Annotated in this window: 21 protein-coding genes; 9 read left to right on the forward strand and 12 right to left on the reverse strand. The window is 70.2% G+C overall.

Annotated elements, in window-relative coordinates:
- Together A0130_03050 and A0130_03055 are read right to left on the reverse strand one after the other, a co-directional pair.
- Nucleotides 1–1,029 carry a cytochrome C oxidase assembly protein gene (locus tag A0130_03050; protein ANF30796.1) on the reverse strand — a complete coding sequence of 343 codons (1,029 nt, stop codon included), beginning with the start codon at nt 1,027–1,029 and terminating at the stop codon, nt 1–3.
- A 12-nt stretch (nt 1,030–1,041) separates the two neighbouring features.
- A complete protein-coding gene (locus tag A0130_03055) occupies nt 1,042–2,451 on the reverse strand; it encodes a cytochrome BD ubiquinol oxidase subunit I (protein ANF33267.1) in 1,410 nt (469 codons plus the stop codon).
- Nucleotides 2,452–2,543: 92 nt separating this feature from the next.
- On the opposite strand from A0130_03055, the gene A0130_03060 reads away from it, so the two are divergent.
- The 3 genes from A0130_03060 (at nt 2,544) to A0130_03070 (ending at nt 4,656) form a co-directional block, all read left to right on the forward strand.
- Nucleotides 2,544–2,912, forward strand: a complete 369-nt coding sequence (locus tag A0130_03060) for a transcriptional regulator (GenBank protein ANF30797.1) — start codon at nt 2,544–2,546, stop codon at nt 2,910–2,912.
- A complete protein-coding gene (locus tag A0130_03065) occupies nt 2,909–3,865 on the forward strand; it encodes a peptidase M48 (GenBank protein ID ANF30798.1) in 957 nt (318 codons plus the stop codon). The genes A0130_03060 and A0130_03065 overlap by 4 nt, the downstream gene beginning before the upstream one ends.
- Before the next feature lie 98 nt (nt 3,866–3,963).
- Nucleotides 3,964–4,656, forward strand: a complete 693-nt coding sequence (locus tag A0130_03070) for a hypothetical protein (GenBank protein ANF30799.1) — start codon at nt 3,964–3,966, stop codon at nt 4,654–4,656.
- 3 nt (nt 4,657–4,659) lie between these two features.
- On the opposite strand, the gene A0130_03075 is transcribed toward A0130_03070, so the two are convergent.
- From A0130_03075 to A0130_03095, 5 genes are all read right to left on the reverse strand, one after another.
- Nucleotides 4,660–5,586, reverse strand: a complete 927-nt coding sequence (locus tag A0130_03075; GenBank protein ANF30800.1) for a glycine/betaine ABC transporter — start codon at nt 5,584–5,586, stop codon at nt 4,660–4,662.
- A gap of 68 nt (nt 5,587–5,654) precedes the next feature.
- The gene (locus tag A0130_03080) at nt 5,655–6,395 is read right to left on the reverse strand and encodes a glycine/betaine ABC transporter permease (GenBank protein ID ANF30801.1); all 741 of its coding nucleotides are present in this window, start codon (nt 6,393–6,395) and stop codon (nt 5,655–5,657) included.
- Nucleotides 6,392–7,081, reverse strand: coding sequence for an ABC transporter permease (locus A0130_03085; GenBank protein ANF30802.1), 690 nt, complete (start codon nt 7,079–7,081; stop codon nt 6,392–6,394). Before A0130_03085 ends, A0130_03080 begins: the two co-directional genes overlap by 4 nt.
- Nucleotides 7,078–7,974, reverse strand: a complete 897-nt coding sequence (locus A0130_03090; GenBank protein ID ANF30803.1) for an ABC transporter ATP-binding protein — start codon at nt 7,972–7,974, stop codon at nt 7,078–7,080. The genes A0130_03085 and A0130_03090 overlap by 4 nt, the downstream gene beginning before the upstream one ends.
- A 262-nt stretch (nt 7,975–8,236) precedes the next feature.
- Nucleotides 8,237–8,893 carry a TetR family transcriptional regulator gene (locus A0130_03095; GenBank protein ID ANF30804.1) on the reverse strand — a complete coding sequence of 219 codons (657 nt, stop codon included), beginning with the start codon at nt 8,891–8,893 and terminating at the stop codon, nt 8,237–8,239.
- Between the two features lie 201 nt (nt 8,894–9,094).
- Between A0130_03095 and A0130_03100 the strand changes: the two genes are divergently transcribed.
- From A0130_03100 to A0130_03110, 3 genes are read left to right on the forward strand one after another with little or no spacing between them, the layout of a single operon-like run.
- Nucleotides 9,095–10,192: an ACP synthase gene (locus A0130_03100; GenBank protein ANF33268.1), complete on the forward strand. Its 1,098-nt coding sequence runs from the start codon at nt 9,095–9,097 to the stop codon at nt 10,190–10,192.
- Between the two features lie 34 nt (nt 10,193–10,226).
- On the forward strand, nt 10,227–11,336 hold the full coding sequence (locus A0130_03105) for a hypothetical protein (protein ID ANF30805.1): 1,110 nt from the start codon (nt 10,227–10,229) through the stop codon (nt 11,334–11,336).
- A 52-nt stretch (nt 11,337–11,388) separates the two neighbouring features.
- Nucleotides 11,389–12,438 (forward strand): hypothetical protein, encoded by a 1,050-nt coding sequence (locus A0130_03110; GenBank protein ANF33269.1) that lies wholly within the window; start codon nt 11,389–11,391, stop codon nt 12,436–12,438.
- A 25-nt stretch (nt 12,439–12,463) separates the two neighbouring features.
- Here the strand turns inward: A0130_03110 and A0130_03115 are convergent, their stop codons facing one another.
- Nucleotides 12,464–14,287, reverse strand: a complete 1,824-nt coding sequence (locus A0130_03115) for a hypothetical protein (protein ANF30806.1) — start codon at nt 14,285–14,287, stop codon at nt 12,464–12,466.
- Nucleotides 14,288–14,342: 55 nt separating this feature from the next.
- Between A0130_03115 and A0130_03120 the strand changes: the two genes are divergently transcribed.
- Entirely contained in the window at nt 14,343–15,131 is a 789-nt protein-coding gene (locus A0130_03120; protein ID ANF30807.1) for an SGNH hydrolase, read from the forward strand.
- A 12-nt stretch (nt 15,132–15,143) separates the two neighbouring features.
- Here the strand turns inward: A0130_03120 and A0130_03125 are convergent, their stop codons facing one another.
- Together A0130_03125 and A0130_03130 are read right to left on the reverse strand one after the other, a co-directional pair.
- Complete coding sequence (locus A0130_03125; GenBank protein ANF30808.1) at nt 15,144–16,352, reverse strand: D-alanyl-D-alanine endopeptidase; 1,209 nt, start codon at nt 16,350–16,352, stop codon at nt 15,144–15,146.
- Nucleotides 16,353–16,419: 67 nt separating this feature from the next.
- Nucleotides 16,420–17,244, reverse strand: coding sequence for an rRNA methyltransferase (locus tag A0130_03130; protein ANF33270.1), 825 nt, complete (start codon nt 17,242–17,244; stop codon nt 16,420–16,422).
- A 77-nt stretch (nt 17,245–17,321) separates the two neighbouring features.
- Between A0130_03130 and A0130_03135 the strand changes: the two genes are divergently transcribed.
- Both A0130_03135 and A0130_03140 read left to right on the forward strand, forming a co-directional pair.
- On the forward strand, nt 17,322–18,167 hold the full coding sequence (locus tag A0130_03135) for an NAD-dependent deacetylase (GenBank protein ID ANF33271.1): 846 nt from the start codon (nt 17,322–17,324) through the stop codon (nt 18,165–18,167).
- Nucleotides 18,168–18,205: 38 nt separating this feature from the next.
- Entirely contained in the window at nt 18,206–18,805 is a 600-nt protein-coding gene (locus A0130_03140) for a phosphoglycerate mutase (GenBank protein ANF30809.1), read from the forward strand.
- 9 nt (nt 18,806–18,814) lie between these two features.
- Here A0130_03140 and A0130_03145 read toward each other — a convergent pair whose 3' ends face one another.
- Nucleotides 18,815–19,894 carry a mannosyltransferase gene (locus A0130_03145; protein ID ANF30810.1) on the reverse strand — a complete coding sequence of 360 codons (1,080 nt, stop codon included), beginning with the start codon at nt 19,892–19,894 and terminating at the stop codon, nt 18,815–18,817.
- Nucleotides 19,891–20,802 carry a hydrolase gene (locus tag A0130_03150; protein ID ANF30811.1) on the reverse strand — a complete coding sequence of 304 codons (912 nt, stop codon included), beginning with the start codon at nt 20,800–20,802 and terminating at the stop codon, nt 19,891–19,893. The genes A0130_03145 and A0130_03150 overlap by 4 nt, the downstream gene beginning before the upstream one ends.
- Nucleotides 20,803–20,846 lie beyond the last annotated feature (44 nt).

Raw genomic sequence — 20,846 nt, forward strand, 5'->3', positions numbered from 1 at the left:
TCAGGCCGTCACCGACTCCGGCGCCGACTCGGGCTCCTCGGGGATGTGCGCCCGCGTCACGCGCTTGCGGAAGATCCAGTAGGTGAAGCCCTGGTACACGAGGATCAGCGGAAGGAAGATCGCCGCGACCCAGGTCATGATCGTCAGCGTCAGCTGCGAGCTCGACGCATTGGCGATGGTCAAGCTGTTCTCCGGGTTCGGCGACGACGGCATCACGTCCGGGAACAGCGCAGCGAAGAGCGACACCACCGCGAGCGCGATCGTCGCCGCCATGAAGCCGAACGACCAGCCCTCGACGCCGCGCAGGTTGGCGATCCAGGATGCGATGAGCGCGACCGCGGCGAGGATCGCGAGGGCGAGGAACACCGGCGAGAAGTGCGCGACCGCCGTCCAGCCGAGGAACACGGCCGCCACCACGATCGCCGCCAGCCCCGACCAGACCGCCAGCCGGCGCGCCCGCAGCCGCAGGTCGCCGTCCGTCTTGAGGGACACGAACACGACGCCGTGGGTGAAGAACAGCAGCAGCGTGGTCAGGCCGCCGAGCAGCGCGTAGCCGTTGAGGAGGTCGAACAGCGTGCCGGTGTAGTCGTGGTGGGCGTTCAGCGCGACTCCGTGCACGATGTTCGAGAACGCGACGCCCCAGAGGAAGGCCGGGATCGCCGAGCCCACGACGATCATCCCGTCGAACCACTTCTTCCAGCGCGCGCTCGCCCGCTGGTGCCGGTACTCGAACGAGACGCCGCGGACGATGAGGGCGAGCAGGATGAGCAGCAGCGCCAGGTAGAACCCGCTGAACAGGGTCGCGTACCACTCGGGGAACGCCGCGAAGAGCGCCGCGCCGCCCACGATGACCCACGTCTCGTTGAGGTCCCAGATCGGGCCGATGGTGTTGATCATGACGCGGCGGTCGGTGTCGTCGCGGCCGAGGAACGGCAGCGCCATCCCGACGCCGAAGTCGAAACCGTCCAGCACGAAGTAGCCGACGAAGAAGAAGGCGATGATGCCGAACCAGAGAACTGCGAGATCCATTGCCTGCTCCTCCTAGTAGACCGTGGTGACGGGGATGGGCTCGCCCGCCTCGTCGAGGTGCTTCGCGGCGTCGTCGGGGCCCTTCTGCGCCGCCTTCTTGATGAGCGTGAACTCGACCACGGCGAGGGTGCCGTAGATCGCGGTGAAGGCGATCAGCGAGATCAGCACCTCCAGGCCGCTCGTGCCGGGCGAGACGCCGTCCGCGGTCTTCATGAGGCTGAAGACGATCCACGGCTGGCGACCCATCTCCGTGAAGATCCAGCCGACGATCATGGCGAGCAGCGACAGCGGCATCGCCCAGATCGCGACCTTCCACATCCACGGCTTCGGGGTGCGGCCCTTGCGGGTGAACCACAGGCCGCCGAGCGCGACCAGGATGTGCGCGGCGCCGAGCCCGATCATCCAGCGGAACGCCCAGTACGTGACCCAGATGACCGGCGTGTAGTCGCCGGGGCCGTAGAGCTGCGTGTACTGCGCCTGCAGGTCGTTGATGCCCTCGACCGTCCCGGTCAGCGTATGCGTCGACAGGAACGACAGCAGGTACGGGATGCGGATGCTGAACAGCTCGTGGACGCCGTCGGGCGTGCCGAGGGTGAAGATCGAGAACGAGGCGTCGGCTCCCGTGGAGGTCTTGTAGAGCGCCTCCGCCGCGGCCATCTTCATCGGCTGGGTCTCGACCATGGCGAGGCCGAGCTGGTCGCCGCTCAGCACCGTCCCGATGCCGGCCCCGATCATCAGCCAGAGGCCGAACTTGAGCGCGGGGCGCATGGTGTCGAGGTGCTGGTTGCGCGACAGGTGCCACGCGGCGACCGCGATGATGAGGCCGGCCGACACCATGAAGCAGCCGAAGATCGTGTGCGGGAAGGCGGCGAGGGCGACCTTGTTCGTGAGCACCGCCCAGAGGTCGGTGAGCTCCGCCCGGCCCTTCGCCGGGTTGAGGTGGTAGCCGACCGGGTTCTGCATGAACGCGTTGGCGGCGAGGATGAAGTACGCCGACAGGATGCTGCCCACCGACACGATCCAGATCGTCGCCAGATGCAGCCCCTTGGGGAGCTTGTCCCAGCCGAAGATCCAGAGACCGATGAAGGTCGCCTCGAGGAAGAACGCGAGCAGTCCCTCCAACGCGAGGGGCGCGCCGAAGATGTCGCCGACGAAGCGCGAGTAGTTCGACCAGTTCATCCCGAACTGGAACTCCTGCACGATGCCGGTGACGACGCCCATGGCGAAGTTGATGAGGAAGATCTTGCCGAAGAAGTGGGTCAGCTGGAGGTACTTGGGCTTCGCCGTGCGGTACCACGCGGTCTGGAAGATCGCGGTGCAGGTGACCAACCCGATCGTGAGCGGCACGAAGAGGAAGTGGTAGATCGTGGTGAGCCCGAACTGCCAGCGCGACAGCAGGAGCGGGTCCAGCAGTTCGTTCACGTGCATCCCTCCGGATCACTTCTACGCCCTGTAGAAGAACAACTTCTACGAAGTGTAGAACATTCCCAGCCCATTCGCGCTACCCTGGGATCGTGGCGAACCTCGGAGAACTGGAACGGGCTGTCATGGACACCCTGTGGGACGGCGACGCCCCCATCGCGGCCGGTGAGCTACGCGACAAGCTAGCGGCATCCCGCGACGGTGGGAAGGCACCAGCTCTGACGACGGTGCTCACGGTGCTGTCCCGGCTGGAGGCCAAGGGATTCGTCGGGCGCGACCGTGACGCCCGCCCGCACCTCTACTACGCGGCCCTCACCCGCGCCGGACACGTCGCGGACCTCATGCGCGAGGTCCTCGAGTCGTCGTCCGACCGCACCGAGGCGCTGGCGTACTTCGTCGGCTCCGTCGACGAGTCCGAGGCCGAGGTGCTGCGCCGACTGCTCGACGCCCGCAGCGTGTGAGCACCGACCCCGTCGCGCCGCTCGCCGGGGCGATCTTCCTCGGCGCGCTGGCCGTCGCCCTCGCCTGGCCTGTGCCGCTGCTGCTCGCGCGCGCCAAGTGGCCGGCCGCCGCACCCGTGCTCGCCGTCGCGCTGTGGCAGTCCATCGCCCTCGCCGGGGGCATCTCGATGATCGGATCGTTGCTGCTCGCCGGCCTGCTCCCCTTCGGCGACGACCTGTGGAGTCGCATCCAGGGCGCCGCCGACTCGCTGTTCAGCGGCCCGCTCCCGCCGGGCGTCAGCCTGCTCAACGCGTTCCTGCTGAGCGCTGCGATCCTTCTCACGGCGCACCTGGTCCTGAACCTGGCGCTCACCTCGGTGCGCAGCCGCAACCAGCGGCACCGGCACATGGAGCTGCTCCGCCTGCTGTCGTCGCCGCTGCCGGACACCCCGAGCACGCGCGTGATCGACCATCCCGCGCCGGCCGCCTACTGCCTGCCCGGCGCACGCAGCGTGACCGTCCTCTCCGAGGGGATGATCGAATTGCTGTCCCCCGCCGAGCTGGACGCGGTGGTCGCCCACGAGCGCGCACACCTGCGGCAGAAGCACCACCTGCTGCTGGATGCGTTCCGCTCCTGGAAGCGCGCGCTCCCCTGGTTCCCGATCGCGACGCGGGCGCAGGATGCCGTGGCGCTGCTTCTCGAGGAGCTGGCCGACGACACCGCCCGCAAGGCGTCCGGGGACGCCGTGCTCGCCGAGGCGATCCGGCTGGTCGACGCCACCGGCCCGGCGGGCGCGGCGCTCGGCGCACCGAAGGACAAGCGGACGCCCGAGCAGCGCCGCGCCGCCCTGGTCGCGCGCGAGGAGCGGCTCACCGACGCGCGCCGGACCGTCGGCCCGGTGCTTCGAGCGTCCGTGGTCGTGGCCACCGCGCTGCTCGTCATCGTGCCGCCGCTGGTCATCCTGCTGAGCTGACGGGTCGGCGGGCTGACGAGCCTCCTCGCCGGCACCGTGCAGCGACAGGTCAGGGTCCACCGCTACGCTGCGAGCATGCCGCGACGGATGCCGACGACATGAACGACGCCCTCACCTGGATCCTCGACCTCGTGCAGAGCGTCGACCCGGTCCTGCGGACCCTGCTGGCGGGGGTCGCGATCATGCTGGAGACGTCGATCCTGGTCGGGCTGGTCGTCCCCGGAGACACCGTCGTGCTGGTCGCGAGCACCGGCGTGTCGAGTCCGGTCGAGTACGTCGCCCTCGTGGTCGCCGTGATCGTCGGGGCGTTGTGCGGCGAGTCGATCGGCTTCGCGCTCGGCCGGTTCTTCGGCCCACGCATCCGCGGGAGCGCTCTCGGCCGCAAGATCGGCGCGCGCAACTTCGACCGCGCCGAGGCGTACCTCGCGCGCCGTGGCGGCATCGCCGTGTTCCTGTCGCGGTTCCTCCCGGTGCTGCACTCGCTCATCCCGCTCTCGGTCGGCATGAGCCCGATGCGATACCGCACCTTCATGGCATGGACGGTGCCCGCCTGCATCCTGTGGGCGTTCGCCTATGTGAGCGTCGGCTCGGCGGCGGCCGGCAGCTACCGCGAACTGTCCCGCGAACTGCACTGGGCCGGCTACATCTTCGTCGCGGTGATCGCGCTGTTCATCGTCGCGGTGTACGAGGTCAAGAAGGTGCTCGGCAAGCGCGAGGAGCGGCACATGGAGGCCGCAGACGGCGACGCGGCGGCCCGGGAACCCGAACCGCCGCGTGATGGAGCCGTCTGATCGTTACTTGACCGGGTGCTCCTGCAGCCACTTCTTGGCGACCGCATCGGGCTGGGTCTTGCTCGCGCCCTGGTTCTCGCCGTTCATGTCGATCAGGTCGGAGGTGGTGAGCTCCTTGGAGACCTTGTTCAGGACCTCCTTCACCTTGTCCGACGCCTTGGAGCTGTTGATCAGCGGCACGATGTTCTGCGCGGCGATCAGGCTCTTCGGGTCCTTGAGGGTGACGAAGCCGTTGTCCTTGATGGCCGGTGTCGTCGTGTAGATGTCGGCCAGCTGTACGTCGCCGTTCTTCAGCGCCGCGACGGTCAGCGGGCCACCGGAGTCGCTGATCGGCTTGAGCGTCGCGGTGACGCCGTAGGCCGACTTGAGTCCCGGGATGCCGTACGGACGGGTCGCGAACTCGGGGTTCGCGCCCACCGTCAGCGGCACGGTGACGTTCTTCAGGTCGTCGAGGCTCGTAACGTTGTACTTGTCCGAGAACTCCTTGGTGACGTTGTACGAGTCGGCGTCCTGGGCCTCCGACTGGTCGAGCACCTCGTAGCCCTTCGGCAGCGCCTTGCCGAGGGCGGCGTAGACGTCGTCGCTCGAGGTGGCGGTGCTGTTCTTGTCGTAGAACTGGAGCAGGTTGCCGCTGTACTCGGGGATGAGGTCGATGGAGCCGTCCTGCAGCGCCTTGAGGTAGACGTCGCGCTGGCCGATGCTCGGCTTGTAGGCCACCTTCACGCCGTTGGCCTCGAGGGCCTGGCCGTAGACCTGCATGAGGATCTCGGACTCGCCGAACGCGGCCGAGCCGATGGTGACGGTGTCGCTGGAGGACGAGGCGGAGCCGGTGCTGAACGCGCCGCCGCCCGACGAGCAGGCGCTGAGCGCGAGCAGCGCCCCGGCGGCGAGCACGCCGGCCGCGATGCGGCTCTTCTTGGATGCGAACATGATCTCTTCTCTCTTGGTGTCCCGGTGCGGGAGCTCGGTGTGCGTGGGTTTCGGGAGGGTGGTGCGGGTCAGGTGGTCGGCGCGCTCTCGCGGGCCGATGCTCGGGAGGGGCGACGGTCGCCTTCGCCGGTGTCGCGCACGCGCCCGGCGACGACGCCGCGTGGCACGACGAGGCGCTGGGTGATGGCGAACAGACCGTCGGAGACGAGGGCGAGCGCGATGACGATGATCGAGCCGCCGAGCATCTCGGGGTAGTTCTGCACGGCGATCCCGTCGATGAGGAACCGCCCGAGGCCGCCGACCGGCAGGATCGCCGCGACCGTCCAGGTCGCGATCACCTGCAGGGCGCCGGAGCGGAGCCCGCCGATCACCAACGGGAGGGCCAGCGGCAGCTCCACCTTGGTGAAGACCTGCCAGCCGGTCATCCCGATCGCGCGTGCGGCGTCGATCGGCGCCCGGTCGACGGATTGCACGCCGGAGTACGCGCCCGCGAGCACCGGCGGGATGGCGAGGATCGTCAGGGCGATCAACGGCGGCACGATCGTCAGGTTCGTCGTGATGAGCGCCAGGTAGATGACGAGGCCCAGCGTCGGCAGCGCACGGAGGGCGCCGGAGACGCCGACCGCGATACCGCGGAAACGGCCGGTGTGGCCGATGGCGAACCCGATCGGCAGCGCGATCACGGCGGCCAGCAGCAGGGTCAGCAGCGAGTAGAGGATGTGCTCGCCGGTGCGTGCCGGAATGCCGCTAGGACCGGCCCAGTTGGTCGGGTCGGCGATCCAGGCGAAGGCGGCGAGGATGTCGGTCATGCGCCGGTCACCGCCTTCACGGTCTCGCGGTGCCGGAGGCGCTTCGTCCGCCGGTCGGCGCGCGCCCACGGCAGCAGCACCCGGCCGATCCCGACCAGGATCAGGTCGAACAGCAGCGCGAGGATCATGATCAGCACGATCCCGACGACCGCCTCCTCGGGGTAGTACCGGTTGAGGCTGTCCGTGAACAGGAAGCCGAGGTTCGGCACACCGAGCAGCGCGCCGACGCTGACGAGGCTCACGGTGCTTACCGAGACCACGCGCAGCCCGGCCAGCAGCACGGGACCGGCGAGCGGAAGCTCCACCGACCAGAAGCGACGCCAGCCGGAATACCCGACAGCGGTCGCCGACTGCAGCACGTCGCCGGGAACGGACGCGAGCGCATCCGCCGCGGTCCGCACCATGATCGCCACCGCGTAGACGCTCAACGCGACCACCAGGTTCAGCGGCGAGAGGATCTGCGTGCCGATCAGCGCCGGCATGGCGAAGAAGAACGGCAGCGACGGGATCGCGTACAGGATGCCGCAGATCGTCAGCAGCGCGCCGCGGCTCCAGCGGTAGCGGTTCGCGACCCAGCCGATCGGCACCGACACGATGAACCCGATCGCGATCGGGAGCGCGGCGAGCCACACGTGATTGACCGTGAGATTCCAGACAGGGCCGAGGTTCGACCACAAGAAGCTCACGACGCGTCCTCACCCTGCGCCGGAGCACCCGCGACCGAGACGGTCGCGGCCTTTGCCTCGGAGGGAACGGCGCCCTGCTGCGCGCCGGAGAGCACGCCGGCGGCGCGCCCGTCGCTGTCGACCAGCACCGAGCCGGTCGGCGTCTGCTCGACGTGCAGCACGCGGCGCCCGCGGTCGGCGCCGACGAACGATGCGACGAAGTCGTCGGCGGGGTTCGCCAGGATCTCGGCGGGCGTTCCCTTCTGGGCGACGATGCCGCCCTTCCGGAAGATGACCACCTGGTCGCCGAGCTTGAACGCCTCGTCGATGTCGTGGGTCACGAACACGACCGTCTTGTCGAGGTCGCGCTGCAGGTGGAGCAGCTCGTTCTGGAGATCGTCGCGCACGATCGGGTCGACCGCGCCGAACGGCTCGTCCATGAGCAGGATGTTGGGGTCGACCGCGAGACCGCGGGCGACGCCGACGCGCTGCTGCTGACCGCCGGAGAGCTGGCTCGGGTAGCGATCGGCCAGCGACCGCTCGAGCCCGACGGTGTCCATCAGCTCCAGTGCCCGCTCCCGCGCTTCCTTCTTCTTGACGCCCTTGAGCAGCGGCACGGTCGCGATGTTGTCCACGACCTTGCGGTGCGGCAGCAGCCCGGAGTTCTGCATCACGTAGCCGATCGAGCGGCGCAGGGCGACGGGCTTGAGCGACAGGACGTTCTCGCCGTCGATCTCGATCGCGCCGGAGGTCGGGTCGACCATCCGGTTGATCATGCGGAGGATGGTGGTCTTGCCGCTGCCCGACGAGCCCACCAGCACGGTGATCTTGCGGGAGGGGATGACCAGCGAGAAATCGTCGACGGCCAGCGTCCCGTCCGGGAACCGCTTCGTCACGTCGCGGAACTCGATCACGACAGCGCTCCCGTCGAGCGGGTCGCTGAGCGATCGGCGTCGCTTCGGGGTGCGGAGACTGTGGCGGCCATCGCCCCCAGCCAAACAGCCAGGCGCTGTTTTGGCAATGAATTGCGTCGAATCGTGACGTTCAGGGTCGCTCTCACGCGGCCCCCCTTCGCTCGGTGACGGTGCCGTTCAGCGGCGTTCGCTCCCTGTTCGGAGCGCTCGCCCGTGTGGATGGCAACCTGCCACCGACCACCGACATTCCCGTGCGGGAGGCTCAGCCCTTCGGGTCGAACCGGCTCTCGAGGTACTCGCGGGCGACGGTCCGCGCCTCGGCGATGTAGCGCTCGTCGCCGTTCGGGTCCTCCACGAAAGCGCGGTTGATCAGGGAGTCCATGATCTCGACGACGACCTCGAGGCGGAATGCCAGGTCGTCGCCGGCCGGAAGCCCGTACTCGTCGGAGAGGATCTGCGCGAACTGGTGGGCGAAGCCCGCCTCACGCGCGACCTCGTCCTCCGGAACGCCCGCGCGCTCGGCATCGGCGAAGCGGATGATGCGGAACCCGCGCTCGGTCCGGAACATGTCCACAAAGGCGTCGATGGCCGCCTCGACGGCGTTCCACCAGTGCTCCGGGGCCTGGGCGTCGATCGCCGCGACGACCGAGTGGCGGTAGCGCAGCAGCGCCCGGTCGCGCAGCGCCTGGAGCAGCACGATTCGGTCGGGGAAGTAGCGGTAGACGGTCCCGATGGACGCGCCGGCGCGCTCGGCCACCATGGCCGTGGTCAGTCGGTCGAATCCGATCTCGTCGACAACGTCGGCGGCGGCATCGAGCAGCGCATCGATGCGGGCGGCGCTGCGCTCCTGGATCGGCTCGGTACGGACGAGCGGTGCTCCGACGCTGCTCTGTCCGGCGACCAGATCGTTGATGGGCACGAGGGCGACTCCTTCTCTCTCTCGATCAGTCGATGGTGCGGGTCCCCAGCCCGGCGACGGAATCACCGTCGCACATACCTCGATGGTAGTCGGGGAAACCTCACTTCCGCTGGGTAATACTCTTCGACCCGCCGAAGAAAAGTCCCCCAGATCTGGGGGATGCATACGAATGAACCTTCACTCCATGAGAAAATGAAGCAGATGCCTTCTTCCGAATCGCGCCCCGACAAGGTCACCGGCGACCCCGCTTCCCGTCGCAGCGCGGCGGTGGAGCCGATCATGCACCGGGCCGCGCGCATCGAGGACGCCTTCCACGACTTCCGCGCGCGACGCGCCCGCAGACGCGGCTTCCTCCCGACGATCGTGCCGTACACCGGCTACGGCGCGCCCAGCTGGGTGCGCATCCTGGGCCGGGTCGTGCTGGCGAAGGATCCGCGCCCGGGAAGCCGCGCCGAGCGACTGCACCGCAAGCGCGAGGAGTCGGTCCGCGGCTGGCGTTCGTTCATCAGCGTCCCGCTCGCGAACACGACCGTCACCGTCGAGATCGAGGGCGACCGCCACGAGGTGGTCACCGACCGCGGCGGCGTCATCGACACGGTCGTCCCCGCGCAGCTGACGCCGGGCTGGCACACGGTCAAGCTGTCCACCGCCGAGTCGACGCGCGTCTTCGAGGCGCCGGTGTTCGTCGTCGACCCGAAGGCGACCTTCGGGGTCATCTCCGACATCGACGACACCGTGATGGTCACCGCTCTCCCCCGTCCGCTGCTCGCCGCCTGGAACACGTTCGTGCTCGACGAGCACGCCCGCGTGCCCACGCCGGGCATGTCGGTGCTGCTGGAGCGGCTCGCGGCCGCGCATCCCGGCTCCCCGGTCCTCTACCTGTCGACCGGCGCCTGGAACGTCGCACCGACGCTGACCCGGTTCCTCTCTCGCAACCTCTTCCCCGCCGGTCCGATGCTGCTGACCGACTGGGGCCCCACCCACGACCGCTGGTTCCGGAGCGGCCGCGAGCACAAGCACACGAGCCTGGAGCGGCTCGCGCAGGAGTTCCCGGGCCTCAAGTGGCTGCTCATCGGCGACGACGGGCAGCACGATGAAGACCTGTACGGCGAGTTCACGGTCGCGCACCCCGACAACGTGTCGGCGGTGGCCATCCGGCAGCTGTCCAGCGGCGAGGCGGTGCTCGCCGGCGGCCGGTCGAAGGCCGAGAAGCACAGTGAGCTCTCCGGCACGCCGTGGGTGTACGCACCCGACGGCGCCGGCCTCAGCGAGCAGCTCACCGAGCTCGGCCTGCTCTGACGCGCTGTCGGTGGTCTCTGGCAGGCTGGCCTCCATGCCCGCCAGCCGCTCCGCCGTCCGCGTCTCCCGTGCCGACCTGCTCCGGATGCGGCGACTCGCGCAGGCGATCGACGGGCCTCGCGAGCCGGACGCCGCCTCCGTCGCGCGCCGTCTGCTCGCTCTGCAGGGCCAGGACTTCGCCGCGGGATGCTGGGCGCTCGCCCTGCGGACGACCGGCGCCACGCTCGGCGACGTGCTGACCGACCTCGACGCCGGCCGCGTCATCCGGTCGTGGCCGATGCGCGGCACGCTGCACTTCGTCCCGCCGGAGGACCTCCGGTGGATGCTGTCGATCACGATGGATCGCATGGTCGCCGGCCTGGGGCGCCGGCAGCAGCAGCTCGGGCTGACCGCCGCCGACTTCGAGCGGGCCGCCGAGATCGTGACGGACGCGCTGGAAGGCGGCCGCAGCATCGGCCGGGCGGAGCTGATGGAGGTGTGGGAGGCCGCCGGGGTGTCCACGACCGGGCAGCGCGGCTACCACCTCATCTACTTCCTCGCGCAGACCGGCCTGCTGTGCTGGGGACCGGTCATCCGCTCGGGCAACGGCAACCCGACGCAGGCCCTCGTCCTGCTCGACGAATGGGCGCCCGCTCCCCCGGCGCTCGAACCCGACGAGGCGCACGCGCAGTTCCTGCTTCGGTACCTGCAGGGCCACGGACCCACAACCATCCGCGACTTCGTCTGGTGGACGAAGGGCACCATGGCGGGCGCGAAGACCGGGCTCGCTGTGCTCGGCGATGCCGTGACGACCGTTGAGAGCGACGGCGTCGAATACCTGACGACCGTCGAGCTCGCCGATCGTGCCGCGTCCACGCCCGCGACCCGCGCCGAGAAGGATGCGGTGCACCTGCTGCCCGCGTTCGACGAGTACCTGCTCGGCTACCAGGACCGCTCGCCCATCCTCGACGACGGTCACTTCGAGCTGATCGTCCCAGGCGGCAACGGCGTGTTCCAGCCGATCATCGTCGCCGGAGGCCGTGTGGTGGGCACCTGGCGCCGCGACGGAGCACGGGTCGTCCCGCAGCCGTTCGCGCCGCTTACCGAGGCCTGCAGCACACGGCTGGAGCGCGCGGCGAAGGCGTACGCCCGCTACGCCCGGTAGCGTGGAGTCCGTGGCACGCACCAGCACGAGACGGCGCCGGCTCCCGGCCGGAATCGCGCTCCCCGCCACCATCCGGACCAGCACGCGGGCGCCGTTCCTCCAGGTCGTGAAGACGGCGGTCGCCATGATCCTCGCCTGGGCGGTGGCGAGCGTTTTCGTGCACGGCGAGCTGCCGATCTTCGCGACGATCGCGGCGCTGCTGGTGGTGCAGCCGAGCGTCAACCAGTCGGTCGGACGCGCGATCGAACGCTCCATCGGCGTGATCGTCGGGGTCGTGATCGCCTACCTGATCGGCCTCGCCTTCGGCACCAACAGCTGGATCGTGCTGCTGGCGGTCGTCGTGTCGGTGCTGCTCGCGTGGGCGCTGAGGCTGACGCCCGGGACCGCGAACCAGGTGCCCATCACGGCGATGCTGGTGCTCGCGATCGGCGCCTCCGACCCCGAGTACGCGCTCGCGCGGATCGTCGAGACGGTGATCGGGGCCGCGATCGGCGTCGTCGTCAACGTCGCCATCGTCCCGCCGGTTCTGACGGCTCCGGCCCGTCAGGCCGTCGAGGCTCTCGGCAACGAGACCGCGTCCACCCTCGACCGGCTGGCCGACGCCCTGCGCACGACCCACACCCGGGGCGAACTGGATGCGCTGCTCATCGAGGCGCGTTTGCTGCGCCCGATGGAGGCGAAGGCGCAGACCGCGATCACGGCGGCCGACGAGAGCCTGTCGCTCAACCCGCGGCAGCGCAAGCACCGCGTCTACCTGCAGCACGACCAGCAGCTCTTCGACAGCCTCCGCCCGCTGATCAACCGCACGCTCGGGATGACGCGCGCATACCACGACCACTACGACGACAGCCTCGCCGCTGAGCCGACCATCCACGCCATCAGTGACGAGCTGCACCGCGCCGCACACGACCTGCGGCTGCTGACCCGCGATCCCGACGAACCGCTGGTCGAGCCGGGCACGGAGACGGCCGGTGTCCCGGTGCTGACCGCGCCACTGACCATCGCCACTCCGGACCCGCGGCACTGGGTGCTGATCGGCTCCCTCGTGGAGGACCTGCGCCGCATCCACGTCGAGATCGCCGGCGACGACGCCACGACGTAGCCGGCGACGCGACGGGCGGCCGCCGCTAGTGCGAGCCCAGGCGCTTGCGGAGGAAGTCGATCCGCGACTGGAGCTGGGTCACGCTCGCCTGCGCGACCGCCGGCCCGCCGCACACCCGCCGGAGCTCGGCGTGGATGAGGCCGTGCGGCTCCCCCGAGTTCTTCGAGTAGAGCCCGACCAGGCTGTTGAGCAGCTGCCGCTGCTCCTTCAGCGTCCGGTGCAGCGGCGCGGGCGGGTGCCCCTCCGCCGCGGCCGGGCGTGACGAGTGACGGCGCGCCTGCCGCTGCTGGCGCTGCAGCAGCAGCTCGTGCACCTGCTCGGGTTCGAGGATGCCGGGCAGTCCGATGAAGTCGTGCTCCTCGTCCGTCCCGGGCACGGCGAAGCTGCCGAACTCCTTGCCGTCGTACAGGACGCGGTCGAAGTTCGCCTCCGAGCCGAGCGCCTCGAACGCGAACTCCTCCGTGAGAGCCTCGGACGCCCGCTCTTCGCGGTTCGCCTCGGCGACCATCGCGTCCTCGGGGTTCCACAGGTCGCCCTCGGCGTTCTCCTCGACGACGCGGTCGAGCGCATGGTCGCGCTCCAGCTCCATCGCGTTCGCCAGCGCCATCAGAGTGGGGACGTTCGGCAGGAACACCGATGCCGTCTCGCCCCGCCGCCGGGCGCGCACGAAGCGGCCGATCGCCTGCGCGAAGAACAGCGGCGTGGAGGCGCTCGTCGCGTAGACGCCGACCGCGAGCCGGGGCACGTCGACGCCCTCGGACACCATGCGCACCGCGACCATCCAGCGGGAGTCCCCTTTCGAGAACGCCTCGATCCGGTCGCTCGCCTCCTTCTCGTCGGAGAGCACCACGGTCACCGGCTCGCCGCTGATCTGCTGCAGCAGGTCGGCGTAGGCACGGGCGGCGTAGTGGTCGGTCGCGATGACGAGGCCGCCGGCGTCAGGGATGGAGTTGCGCACCTCGGTCAGCCGGCGGTCCGCGGCCGACAGCACCGCCGGGATCCACTCGCCGCGCGGGTCGAGTGCGGTGCGCCACGCCTGCGCGGTGATGTCCTTGGTGTTGCCCTCGCCGAGGCGAGCCTCCATCTCGTCGCCGGTCTTGGTGCGCCAGCGCATGTGGCCGGCGTAGACCATGAAGATGACCGGGCGGACGACGCCGTCCTCCAGCGCGCGGCCGTAGCCGTAGTTGTAGTCGGTGACCGAGGTGCGGATGCCCTGGCGGTCGGGCAGGTACGTCACGAACGGGATCGGCGCGGTGTCGGAGCGGAACGGGGTACCCGTCAGCGACAGGCGGCGCGTGGCGCGCTCGAAGGCGTCGCGGATGCCGTCGCCCCAGCTGAGCGCGTCGCCGCCGTGGTGGACCTCGTCGAGGATGACCAGCGTGCGGTGCGCCTCGGTGATGTCCTTGTGCAGGGATGGCCGCATTGCGACCTGTGCGTAGGTCACCGCCGCCCCGCGGTAGTGCCGTGCGTATCGGCCGTCGGAATTCTTGAAGTCGGGGTCGAGATTGAGGCCGACCCGGGAGGCAGCCTCCGCCCACTGGCGCTTGAGGTGCTCGGTCGGCGCGACCACGGTGACCCGCTCGACCACCCGGCGCGACAGCAGTTCGGTGGCGAGGCGGAGGGCGAACGTCGTCTTACCGGCGCCGGGCGTCGCGGCGGCGAGGAAGTCGCGCGGCTCGTTCACGAAGTAGGCGTCGAGCGCCTCGGCCTGCCAGGCCCGGAGTTTGCCCGCCGTTCCCCACGCCGCGCGCTCCGGGAACGACGGCGACAGGTGCTCGGCCGCGAAGCTTCCGGCGTGCGCGCCGGGTCGCTCGGACTCGTCCGGCTCGGGTGTTGCTGTCGTCTCCACTTGAATCAAATCTACCCGAGAGCACCGACACCCTCGGGCGTTGCAGAATGGAGCAATGGCCGAAGCTCAGCATCCCTGGTCCCGCTACGTCGCTCTGGGCGACTCGTTCACCGAAGGCATCGGCGACCCGGAGCCCGGCAGCCCGGGCGGCCACCGCGGCTGGGCGGACCGCGTGGCCGAGGTGCTGAGCCAGAAGACCGACGACTTCGCGTACGCGAACCTCGCCGTCCGCGGCAAGCTGATCAAGCAGATCCTCGACGAGCAGGTGGATGCGGCCGTCGCGCTGCGCCCCGACCTCATCACCCTCTCGGCGGGCGGCAATGACGTCATCCGCCCGGGAACCGACCCCGACCAGATCGCGCTGCTGTTCGACGAGGCCGTGTCGCGGCTCAGCGTCGACGGCGCGACGGTCGTCGTCTTCACCGGCGTCGACGTCGGCTTCTCCCCCGTGTTCCGCGGCATCCGCGGCAAGGTGGCGATCTACAACGAGAACATCCGCGCCATCGCCGCCCGTTACGACTGCATCGTGGCCGACCAGTGGTCGCTGACCGAGATCCAGGACCCGCGCATGTGGGCGCCCGACCGCCTCCACCTGGCGCCGCTCGGCCACCACACGGTCGCCCGCATGGTGCTGGCCGCGCTGAACGTCGAGAACGACCTGCAGCCGATGGATCCGGAGCCGCTGCCGCCTCGCACCTGGCGTCAGGCGCGGTCGGAGGACCTGTCGTGGGCGCGGGAGTACCTGGTCCCGTGGGTGCTCCGCCGCATCCGGCACCAGTCGTCGGGCGACCACATCACGGCGAAGCGCCCGGAGGCGGGTCCGTTCCTGATCAGCAGAGACTGAGCAGCCGGGCGACTAGGTCCCCAGCCCACCCGGGTGCGCGAGGCGCCAGCCGAACCCGGGATCGGGCACGTCCTTCGCGAGCGCGAGCGGCACCGTCTCGGTCTTGCCGTTCAGGGTGAAGGTGCCCTGTCCGAGGATGTCACCGGTGAACCCGGATGACAGCGGCCGCGTCTGCAGGTCGACGGCGATCGGCGTGTCCGACCACACCACGAACGACTTCGTCTCGGTGGCGATCAGCTTCGAGGACGCGCCCCACGCGGTCGTGTACGTGCCGAACACCTGACCCTTCTCGACCGGCGTCACCTGGTGGAAGCCGTCCTTGACGCTGGTCAGCAGCGCCTGCACGCCCGCCCAGAGGTCGTCGTGGGTCGGCGCGCCGAGCACGACGCCGAGGACGCGCACCTTCGTGGAACCGACGGGCACCTGCGCCGAGAAGAGGAGGCAGTTGCCCGCCTCGTCCGTGTTGCCGGTCTTGATGCCGTCCATGCCCTCGAAGCCGAGGAGGGTGTTGGTGTTGTCCTGAGCACCGGCGCCCGGCAGCGTCACGGTCTTCTGCGACACGATCGACGACAGCGCCGGCGAAGCCAGCACGAGCTTGCCGATCCCGATGAGGTCCTTCGTGGTGCTGACGTTGCCCGGGTCCAGGCCGTCCGGCGTGGTGATCTTCGTGCCGGTGAAGCCCTTCTGCGCCAGCCAGTCGTTCGCGGCCTTCACGTAGGCGTCGGTCGAGCCGTAGGCCCAGTTCGCGAGCGAGATGGCGTAGTTGTTCGCCGAAGGGAGCAGCATCGCCTCGAGCGCCTGCTTCTCGGTCATCGAGGTGCCTGCGACGACGGGCGCCCACGAGCCGCCGGCGCCGATGACCTGGTTCCAGATGTCGACATCGCGCTGCGTGAAGGCGATCTCCGGTCCCTGATCGTCGCCGTTGAGCGGCTTCTTCTCGAGCACCAGGAGCGCGGTGATCGTCTTCGTGATGCTCGCGATCGGCACGCTCGCCGCGCTGCCGTGCGCGGCCGACGCGCCGGGATAGTCGGGCGCGACGATCGCGGCCGATCCGTAGCCGGGCCAGGCGAGCTGCGCCGCGGGCTGCGCGATCGTCTTGTCGTGGGCGGTGACCGCGGCGGTCGCGGGCACCGGAGCGACGAGCGACCCGACGACGTAGACGAACGCGACCAGGATGGCGGTCAGCAGCCCGAAGACGACGATCCGGCGACGGCGGTACACCTTCCGTGAGACACGGCGCGGCGGATCGGCGAGGACTTGCTGGGGCACCCTCGGATTTTAGCGGCGGCTACCGATGCGACTGCTGAGAACGCGCGCGCAGCGCCCACAATGCGACAGCCGACGCGGACGCGACGTTGAGCGAGTCGACCCCGTGCAGCATCGGGATGGTGACCACGGTATCCGCCGCGGCCAGCGCCCGGCGGCTCAGCCCGTCCCCCTCGGCGCCGAAGACCATCGCGATCCGCTCCGGCGGCGCGGCGGCGTACTCGTCGAGGGTGACCGCGTCGTCGGCGAGTGCCAGCGCGGCGATGTCGAAGCCGGCGTCGTGCAGCAGCGGGACCGCGTCATCCCACTCGGGCAGCCGCGTCCACGGCACCTGCAGCACGGTGCCCATGCTCACCCGGACGCTGCGCCGGTAGAGCGGGTCGGCGCAGCGCGGCGTGACGAGAACGGCGTCGGCGCCGAGGCCGGCAACGGCGCGGAAGATGGCGCCGACGTTGGTGTGGTCGACGATGTCCTCGAGCACGACCACGCGCCGCGCATCCCGCAGCAGGTCGGCGGGAGCAGGCAGTTCCGGACGGTGCATCGCCGCCAGGGCGCCCCGGTGCAGGTGGTACCCGGTCAGCCGTTCCAGCACGTCGGCCGACCCGACGAACACCGGCACGTCGGGATACGGCTCCAGCAGCGGCTCGATGTCCGGCAGCCACTGCTCCTGCAGCAGCACGGACCGCGGTCGGTGCCCGGCGGCCAGCGCCCGCGTGATCACCTTGGTCGACTCGGCGATGTACAGACCGCCCGCGGGCTCGCTCACACGGCGCAGCGCCACGTCGGTCAGGCGGGAGTAGTCGGCGAGGCCGTCGGCCTCCAGGTCGTCGATGCGGTGCAGGAGCATGGCGTCCACATTGCCAGGCCGACGAAACAAATCCGAAAACTGGGGTGTTTAGAGTGGAGGAGGACCTGGAGGTGCCTGTGACCACGCTGACGACCGAGCTCCCGCCGGAGCTGGCGCGCGGCATCGACCAGACCGTCGAGCTCCTGAGCGGTCGCCGCTTCGCGGTGCTGACCGGTGCGGGCGTGTCGACCGACTCCGGCATCCCGGACTACCGCGGCGAGGGCGCGCCGAAGCGCACGCCGATGACGTTCCAGCAGTTCCTCGCCGACGACCGCTTCCGCAAGCGCTACTGGGCCGGCAGCCACCTCGGCTACCGCCGGTTCGCGGCCGCGCATCCGAACGCCGGCCACCGTGCGCTCGCCCGGCTGGAGGCCGCCGGCGCGGCGAACGGCGTCATCACGCAGAACGTCGACGGTCTGCACAAGCAGGCGGGCTCGCGCCGCGTCGTCGACCTGCACGGCGCGATGGATCGGGTGCTCTGCCTGGTCTGCGGCCAGATCTTCGCGCGCGAGGCGATCACCGCGCGCATCGACGCCGCCAACCCGTGGCTCGACACCGAGGGCGCCGTGGAGATCGCGCCGGACGGCGACGCGATCGTCACCGACATCGACGCCTTCGTCGTCCCCGACTGCACGGTCTGCGGCGGTCACCTCAAGCCGGACGTGGTGTTCTTCGGCGAGTTCGTCCCGGCCGAGAAGTACCGCGAGGCCAGCGCCCTGGTCCGCTCGGCGGAGGCGCTCCTGATCGCCGGCTCCTCGCTGGTCGTCAACTCCGGCATCCGGCTGCTCGAGGAGGCCCGGCGCCGCCGCCTCCCCATCGTCATCGTCAACCGGGGCCAGACCAAGGGCGACGGCCGCGCGACCATTAAGCTGGACGGCGGGACGACGGAGACGCTCGTCGAGCTCGCCACACGGCTCGGCTGAACGAAGGAGCACCCGCGTCCCGCGGCGAAAGGACGCGCGTGACCTTCATCTCCCTCGTTCGGCACGGTCAGACCGACTGGAACCTCGCGAAGCGCATCCAGGGCTCCAGCGACATCCCGCTCAACGACACGGGCCGCGCCCAGGCGGAGACGACAGGACGCGCCCTCTCGGGCGGCCGGTTCGACGCGATCTACGCGAGCCCGCTCTCGCGCGCCCTCGAGACCGCGCGGATCATCGCCGGCCACGTCGGCCTCGGCGATCCGGGCCGCCTGCCCGCCGTCGCCGAGCGCAACTACGGCGAGGCCGAGGGGCTGACCGGCGAGCAGATCCTCGACCGCTGGCCCGACGGGATGCCCGTCCCCGGCCGGGAGACCCGCGACGAGGTCGTCGCACGTGCCCTGCCGGCCCTCCGCGAGCTGGGCGAGCGGCATCCCGGCGAGAACGTCATCGTCGTCAGCCACGGCGGCGTGATCTCATCGCTGGTGCGGCACGTGACCGATCATGCGCTGCCCGGCCCCGGTGAGCTCATCCCCAACGGCTCGGTGCACCGCTTCATCTACGACGACGGCGAGCTGACCCTCGACCGCTTCAACCTCGGGCCAGAGGACCGCGACCTGTTCACCGCGTCAGTGATGTGACGGGTGCCGTCAGCGCGAGCGCGCCGCGGTCGTCTCCAGCACGGTGAGCAGGTGCCGGGCCGACCCGTCCCAGGTGTACCGCTGGGCCTGCGCGCGACCGGCGGCCGACCGCGCGGCCCACACGCCGTCCTCCTCCAGGTGGCGCACACGGGCCGCGAGCTCCTCGGCGTCGTCCGCGGAGAAGAACAGCGCGGCCTCGCCGCCGATCTCACGGAAGATCGGGATGTCGCTGACGACCACGGGCGTCCCGAGCTCCATCGCCTCCACCAGCGGGATGCCGAAGCCCTCGTCGTGCGACGCCGTCACGAGGGCGGTCGCTGCGGCCAGCGTTTCCGCGTACTCCTCGTCGCTCGCGCCGTCGTGGAAGACGATGCGCGCGCTGGGAGCCAGCTCGGACAACCGCTGACGCTCGTCGTCGGAGACGCGGCTCATCAGGTGGAGCGTGTAGTCCGGCAGCAGCGCCGCCGCCCGCACCAGCGTGTCCACGTTCTTGTACGGCATGAACGAGCCCATGTAGACCAGGCTCTTCGACTCGGGCGCGGTGCGCTCGGCGCGGCCCGGGGCGATCGCGGGCATGTCGGCCGCGTTCGGCACGACGTAGACCGGCTTCTTGGTCAGGTGATGCTCGGCGATGAGTCCCTTGGTCGTCTCCGACACCGTGACCACCGCGTCGGAGCGGTTCAGCAGCATCCGCTGCGGCCACCACGCCAGGTGGTAGAGCCGCCACAGCCCGCGCACGAACGCCGGCAGGTCGCGCGGCGGCGTCGGGTGCCGGTAGTAGATGAGGTCGTGGACCGTCAGCACGAGCCGGTACTTGCGGCCGAAGCCGCCCATCGTCTGCATCGGGGTGAAGACGATGTCCGGGTCGAGCTTGTTGACCGTCCGGGCGACCCACGGCTCCCCCGCCGACGTCGGCGACGGGATGAGCTCCCACGGCAGGTCGGGCAGCAGCTCCAGCTGGCGGTGGTCGCTGATCAGCATGGTCACCGGGTGCAGCTTGGCCAGCGCCGTCACGACGCCCGCGGTGTAGCGGCTGATGCCGTCGTGACGCCCGATGCGGGTGTAACGGCAGTCGAAGAGGATCTTCACGCCGGCTCCCCCAGGAACCGCTCGATCGCCTCGGCTGCCGAGACCGGCGTCTCGTAGTGGATGAGGTGCCCGACATCCGGGATGACGACCAGCTCCGCGTCCGGGAACAGCGTCTGCAGCCGGAACTCGGCCTCGATCGGCGTGATGTCGTCCTTCTCGGCGGCGACCAGGAGCGTCCGCTCGGGGATGCGCGCCGCGTACTCGCTCACATCGTGGGAGACGGACGCGCGGAACGCCTCCAGCACCACCCGGCGGTCGCTGAACGCGGAGAAGTACCGGTCGTGCTGGTCGTGGATCCAGCGGCGGAGGGACGCATCCTTCGTCTTGGCCATCGCCATGCTCATGACGCGCACGATGACGCGGTTGCGCAGCAGCCCGAATCCGAGGCGCTCGGGCAGCGCGGCGGCGAGCCAGTAGTAGAAGATCGCGAGGCGCGTGAAGATGCCGCGCGGGCCCTCGAGCGCGGGCTGCCCGATCGGGTTCACGAGGACGACGGCATCCGGGCGGGCGGCGACGGATGCGGTGCTCGCCAGCGAGCCCGACACCACGATCGACCCGAACGAGTGGCCCAGCAGCACCACACGGCCTCCCGCGGGCAGCTCCAGCCCGGCCACGAACTCCCGCAGCCAGCGGCCGTACCCGTCGATGTCGTGCGCCGCCTCGGTCATCGGCGTCGACTCCCCGAACCCGGGGAGGTCGGGCGACACCATCCGCACGCCGCGCAGCTGCGCGACCACCGGCTCCAGGCCGTGGTGATCCCCGCGGAAGCCGTGCACGAGCACCAGCGTCGTGTCCGCATCCGGGTCGCCGTAGTCCCAGAACCGGGTGGTCGAGCCGAGGATGCCGAGGGCCCCCTCGCGGACGGGGACGCGCTCGAGGTCGGCGGCGTAAGGGGAGGTGATGGACATCGTCCGACAGTCTAGGCAACCGAGGCGCGCGGGAGCCCGAATGA

Source organism: Leifsonia xyli, from assembly GCA_001647635.1.
Taxonomy (GTDB): domain Bacteria; phylum Actinomycetota; class Actinomycetes; order Actinomycetales; family Microbacteriaceae; genus Leifsonia; species Leifsonia xyli_A.

What these genes read in the sequence shown, in the direction of transcription:
- A0130_03050 (ANF30796.1), bottom strand. Translation starts at nt 1,029, where the DNA reads ATGGATCTCGCAGTTCTCTGGTTCGGCATCATCGCCTTCTTCTTCGTC.
- A0130_03070 (ANF30799.1), top strand. Translation starts at nt 3,964, where the DNA reads ATGAACGACGCCCTCACCTGGATCCTCGACCTCGTGCAGAGCGTCGAC.
- A0130_03075 (ANF30800.1), bottom strand. Translation starts at nt 5,586, where the DNA reads ATGTTCGCATCCAAGAAGAGCCGCATCGCGGCCGGCGTGCTCGCCGCC.
- A0130_03080 (ANF30801.1), bottom strand. Translation starts at nt 6,395, where the DNA reads ATGACCGACATCCTCGCCGCCTTCGCCTGGATCGCCGACCCGACCAAC.
- A0130_03100 (ANF33268.1), top strand. Translation starts at nt 9,095, where the DNA reads ATGCCTTCTTCCGAATCGCGCCCCGACAAGGTCACCGGCGACCCCGCT.
- A0130_03105 (ANF30805.1), top strand. Translation starts at nt 10,227, where the DNA reads ATGCCCGCCAGCCGCTCCGCCGTCCGCGTCTCCCGTGCCGACCTGCTC.
- A0130_03120 (ANF30807.1), top strand. Translation starts at nt 14,343, where the DNA reads ATGGCCGAAGCTCAGCATCCCTGGTCCCGCTACGTCGCTCTGGGCGAC.
- A0130_03130 (ANF33270.1), bottom strand. Translation starts at nt 17,244, where the DNA reads ATGCTCCTGCACCGCATCGACGACCTGGAGGCCGACGGCCTCGCCGAC.
- A0130_03150 (ANF30811.1), bottom strand. Translation starts at nt 20,802, where the DNA reads ATGTCCATCACCTCCCCTTACGCCGCCGACCTCGAGCGCGTCCCCGTC.